Source organism: Micromonospora sp. CMU55-4, assembly GCF_011602315.1.
Classification (GTDB): domain Bacteria; phylum Actinomycetota; class Actinomycetes; order Mycobacteriales; family Micromonosporaceae; genus Micromonospora; species Micromonospora chalcea.
In genome coordinates this window covers 1-5,366 of record NZ_JAAOLH010000036.1, presented here as the reverse complement: position 1 = coordinate 5,366, position 5,366 = coordinate 1, and the positions used below count along the sequence as shown (strand labels likewise).

The 5,366-nt window shown below is 57.9% G+C and carries 3 rRNA genes; all 3 read left to right on the top strand.

From position 1 onward, the window contains the following. The first annotated feature begins 170 nt into the window (after positions 1–170). The 3 genes from HA073_RS30110 to rrf all read left to right on the top strand — a co-directional run bounded on the left by HA073_RS30110 (position 171) and on the right by rrf (position 5,364). A 16S ribosomal RNA gene (locus HA073_RS30110) occupies positions 171–1,685 on the top strand. A 375-nt stretch (positions 1,686–2,060) separates the two neighbouring features. After that, a 23S ribosomal RNA gene (locus tag HA073_RS30105) occupies positions 2,061–5,169 on the top strand. A gap of 78 nt (positions 5,170–5,247) precedes the next feature. After that, a 5S ribosomal RNA gene (rrf, locus tag HA073_RS30100) occupies positions 5,248–5,364 on the top strand. The 16S, 23S and 5S rRNA genes sit together here, the layout of an rRNA operon. The last annotated feature ends 2 nt before the right edge of the window (positions 5,365–5,366 follow it).

Below are 5,366 nucleotides of genomic sequence, written 5' to 3'. Positions count from 1 at the left end.
GCGGGGTTTCTGGTTGGTGTGTGGTTGTTCTTTGAGAACTCAACAGGGTGCTTGTAAAGCCAGTGCCAATTGTTTTATACCCCGGACTGGTGGCTGTTCTTTGGAATGGTTGCTGGTTGGGATTCCTTTGGCAACACTTTTGTTGCCAGGATGCTGTTCGACAAAGATTTTTGTTGGAGAGTTTGATCCTGGCTCAGGACGAACGCTGGCGGCGTGCTTAACACATGCAAGTCGAGCGGAAAGGCCCTTCGGGGTACTCGAGCGGCGAACGGGTGAGTAACACGTGAGCAACCTGCCCCAGGCTTTGGGATAACCCCGGGAAACCGGGGCTAATACCGGATATGACCTTGCACCGCATGGTGTTTGGTGGAAAGTTTTTCGGCTTGGGATGGGCTCGCGGCCTATCAGCTTGTTGGTGGGGTGATGGCCTACCAAGGCGACGACGGGTAGCCGGCCTGAGAGGGCGACCGGCCACACTGGGACTGAGACACGGCCCAGACTCCTACGGGAGGCAGCAGTGGGGAATATTGCACAATGGGCGGAAGCCTGATGCAGCGACGCCGCGTGAGGGATGACGGCCTTCGGGTTGTAAACCTCTTTCAGCAGGGACGAAGCGTAAGTGACGGTACCTGCAGAAGAAGCGCCGGCCAACTACGTGCCAGCAGCCGCGGTAAGACGTAGGGCGCGAGCGTTGTCCGGATTTATTGGGCGTAAAGAGCTCGTAGGCGGCTTGTCGCGTCGACCGTGAAAACCTGGGGCTCAACCCCAGGCCTGCGGTCGATACGGGCAGGCTAGAGTTCGGTAGGGGAGACTGGAATTCCTGGTGTAGCGGTGAAATGCGCAGATATCAGGAGGAACACCGGTGGCGAAGGCGGGTCTCTGGGCCGATACTGACGCTGAGGAGCGAAAGCGTGGGGAGCGAACAGGATTAGATACCCTGGTAGTCCACGCTGTAAACGTTGGGCGCTAGGTGTGGGGGGCCTCTCCGGTTCCCTGTGCCGCAGCTAACGCATTAAGCGCCCCGCCTGGGGAGTACGGCCGCAAGGCTAAAACTCAAAGGAATTGACGGGGGCCCGCACAAGCGGCGGAGCATGCGGATTAATTCGATGCAACGCGAAGAACCTTACCTGGGTTTGACATGGCCGCAAAACTGTCAGAGATGGCAGGTCCTTCGGGGGCGGTCACAGGTGGTGCATGGCTGTCGTCAGCTCGTGTCGTGAGATGTTGGGTTAAGTCCCGCAACGAGCGCAACCCTCGTTCGATGTTGCCAGCGCGTTATGGCGGGGACTCATCGAAGACTGCCGGGGTCAACTCGGAGGAAGGTGGGGATGACGTCAAGTCATCATGCCCCTTATGTCCAGGGCTTCACGCATGCTACAATGGCCGGTACAATGGGCTGCGATACCGTGAGGTGGAGCGAATCCCAAAAAGCCGGTCTCAGTTCGGATCGGGGTCTGCAACTCGACCCCGTGAAGTCGGAGTCGCTAGTAATCGCAGATCAGCAACGCTGCGGTGAATACGTTCCCGGGCCTTGTACACACCGCCCGTCACGTCACGAAAGTCGGCAACACCCGAAGCCGGTGGCCCAACCCTTGTGGAGGGAGCCGTCGAAGGTGGGGCTGGCGATTGGGACGAAGTCGTAACAAGGTAGCCGTACCGGAAGGTGCGGCTGGATCACCTCCTTTCTAAGGAGCACCATCCACCGAAAGGTGGCATGGAGCCCGCGGCCCGCGAATGTCGGGTCGGGGTGCTCAGATGGCGGAGACACTGGCAAGTCTGCTGCCGGCAACGGCCAGAAATTTTCCTAGTACAGCTGCCTTCGGGTGGTGGGAACGGGGTTCTGGTGCGGCTGGTGGTGGATGTAAGCACCCTGTTGGGTCCTGAAAGAACAACCCGAGATGGTTGTTGTTTCAGAGCCTTCGAACGGACCTCGGGTCCGTGAGGCGCCAGGCGCGGCCTGGTCTCGCATACCGCCGGCGGTTAGCTGGGTTTGGTGTGGGGCTGTGGGTTGTGGGTTGGTTGTTTGTTGAGAATTGCACAGTGGACGCGAGCATCTTTGTGGTCAAGTTGTCAAGGGCGAACGGTGGATGCCTTGGCACCAGGAGCCGATGAAGGACGTGGGAGGCCGCGATAGGCCTGGGGGAGCTGTCAACCAAGCTGTGATCCCAGGGTGTCCGAATGGGGAAACCCGGCATCAGTCATGTGATGTCACCCGCACCTGAACACATAGGGTGTGTGGGGGGAACGCGGGGAAGTGAAACATCTCAGTACCCGTAGGAAGAGAAAACAATTTAGTGATTCCGTGAGTAGTGGCGAGCGAAAGCGGATTGAGGCTAAACCGGCTGCGTGTGATACCTGTCAGGGGTTGCGTGGTCGGGGTTGTGGGACCCTGCTGAGCAAGCTGACACTTGTTCGAGAAGTTACAAAGCCAGTGGTTAGTCGAACAGTCTGGAATGGCTGACCGTAGACGGTGATAGTCCGGTAGGTGAAAGTTGCTGGTCTTCTGTGGGTGTTCCCGAGTAGCGGCGGACTCCTGAAATCTGCCGTGAATCTGCCAGGACCACCTGGTAAGCCTAAATACTTCCTGGTGACCGATAGCGGACGAGTACCGTGAGGGAATGGTGAAAAGTACCCCGGGAGGGGAGTGAAATAGTACCTGAAACCGTTCGCCTACAATCCGTCGGAGCCTTGCGGGGTGACGGCGTGCCTTTTGAAGAATGAGCCTGCGAGTTAGTGGCATGTGGCGAGGTTAACCCGTGTGGGGGAGCCGTAGCGAAAGCGAGTCTGAATAGGGCGTTTTTAGTCGCATGCTCTAGACCCGAAGCGGAGTGATCTAGCCATGGGCAGGCTGAAGCGCGGGTAAGACCGCGTGGAGGGCCGAACCCACCAACGTTGAAAAGTTGGGGGATGACCTGTGGTTAGGGGTGAAAGGCCAATCAAACTCCGTGATAGCTGGTTCTCCCCGAAATGCATTTAGGTGCAGCGTCGCGTGTTTCTTGCCGGAGGTAGAGCACTGGATGGTCTAGGGGGCCCACAAGCTTACCGAAATCAGCCAAACTCCGAATGCCGGTAAGTGAGAGCGCGGCAGTGAGACTGCGGGGGATAAGCTTCGTAGTCGAGAGGGAAACAGCCCAGATCACCAGCTAAGGCCCCTAAGCGTGTGCTAAGTGGAAAAGGATGTGGGGTCGCATAGACAACCAGGAGGTTGGCTTAGAAGCAGCCACCCTTTAAAGAGTGCGTAATAGCTCACTGGTCAAGTGGTTCCGCGCCGACAATGTAGCGGGGCTCAAGCGCACCGCCGAAGCTGTGGCATTCACATTTTAACTTCGCCTGGCCTTGATGCCAGGTGCAGGTGTGTGGATGGGTAGGGGAGCGTCGTGCCGGGGGTGAAGCAGCGGGGTGACCCAGTTGTGGACGCGGCACGAGTGAGAATGCAGGCATGAGTAGCGAAAGAAGGGTGAGAAACCCTTCCGCCGGATGACCAAGGGTTCCAGGGCCAGGCTAATCCGCCCTGGGTGAGTCGGGACCTAAGGCGAGGCCGAGAGGCGTAGTCGATGGACAACGGGTTGATATTCCCGTACCCGCGAAAGAGCGACCCTGACGAACCTCGTTGTGCTAACCACCCGAACTGCCGGCGGTCTTCGGACCAAAGGTGGGGAGCGTGGGAACCTGGCGGGTAGTAGTCAAGCGATGGGGTGACGCAGGAAGGTAGCTGAGCCCGGCCGGTGGTTGTGCCGGGGTAAGCGTGTAGGCCGTGTCGTAGGCAAATCCGCGACACATGGGGCTGAGACGTGATGCCGAGCCGATTCAGGTGAAGTCAGTGATCCTATGCTGCCGAGAAAAGCCTCTAGCGAGTTCTTAGCGGCCCGTACCCCAAACCGACACAGGTGGTCAGGTAGAGAATACCGAGGCGATCGGGCGAACTGTGGTTAAGGAACTCGGCAAATTGCCCCCGTAACTTAGGGAGAAGGGGGGCCGGAGACGTGAAGCCCCGCGCGGGTGGAGCGTTGTATGGCCGCAGAGAGCAGGGGGAAGCGACTGTTTACTAAAAACACAGGTCCATGCGAAGAAGTAATTCGATGTATATGGACTGACGCCTGCCCGGTGCTGGAACGTTAAGGGGACCTGTTAGCCCGCAAGGGCGAAGCGGAGAACTTAAGCGCCAGTAAACGGCGGTGGTAACTATAACCATCCTAAGGTAGCGAAATTCCTTGTCGGGTAAGTTCCGACCTGCACGAATGGCGTAACGACTTCCCCACTGTCTCAACCACAGGCCCGGCGAAATTGCAGTACGAGTAAAGATGCTCGTTACGCGCGGCAGGACGGAAAGACCCCGGGACCTTTACTATAGCTTGACATTGGTATCTGAATTAGCTTGTGTAGGATAGGTGGGAGCCGGTGAAGCCTATACGCCAGTATGGGTGGAGGCAATCTTGAAATACCACTCTGGTTGATTTGGGTATCTAACTTCGGACCGTTATCCGGTTCAGGGACAGTGTCTGGTGGGTAGTTTAACTGGGGCGGTTGCCTCCTAAAGGGTAACGGAGGCGCCCAAAGGTTCCCTCAGCCTGGTTGGCAATCAGGTGTTGAGTGCAAGTGCACAAGGGAGCTTGACTGTGAGACTGACAGGTCGAGCAGGGACGAAAGTCGGGACTAGTGATCCGGCACTGGCATGTGGAAGCGGTGTCGCTCAACGGATAAAAGGTACCCCGGGGATAACAGGCTGATCTTCCCCAAGAGTCCATATCGACGGGATGGTTTGGCACCTCGATGTCGGCTCGTCGCATCCTGGGGCTGTAGCAGGTCCCAAGGGTTGGGCTGTTCGCCCATTAAAGCGGTACGCGAGCTGGGTTTAGAACGTCGTGAGACAGTTCGGTCCCTATCCGCCGTGCGCGTAGGATACTTGAGAAGGGCTGTCCCTAGTACGAGAGGACCGGGACGGACGAACCTCTGGTGTGCCAGTTGTCCCGCCAGGGGCACGGCTGGTTAGCTACGTTCGGAAGGGATAACCGCTGAAAGCATCTAAGCGGGAAGCTCGCTTCAAGATGAGGTATCCCACCCACTTTGTGGGGTAAGGCCCCCAGCTAGACGACTGGGTTGATAGGCCGGAAATGTAAGCCCGGTAACGGGTTCAGTTGACCGGTACTAATAGGCCGAGGACTTGACTACCAAGCTGCTACGCGTCCACTGTGCAACTCTGAACAAACGATCACCCACAGGTTGGGTTGGTTGACATGTTCATAGAGTTACGGCGGTCATGGCGGAGGGGAAACGCCCGGTCACATTCCGAACCCGGAAGCTAAGCCCTCCAGCGCCGATGGTACTGCACTCGGGAGGGTGTGGGAGAGTAGGACACCGCCGGACAA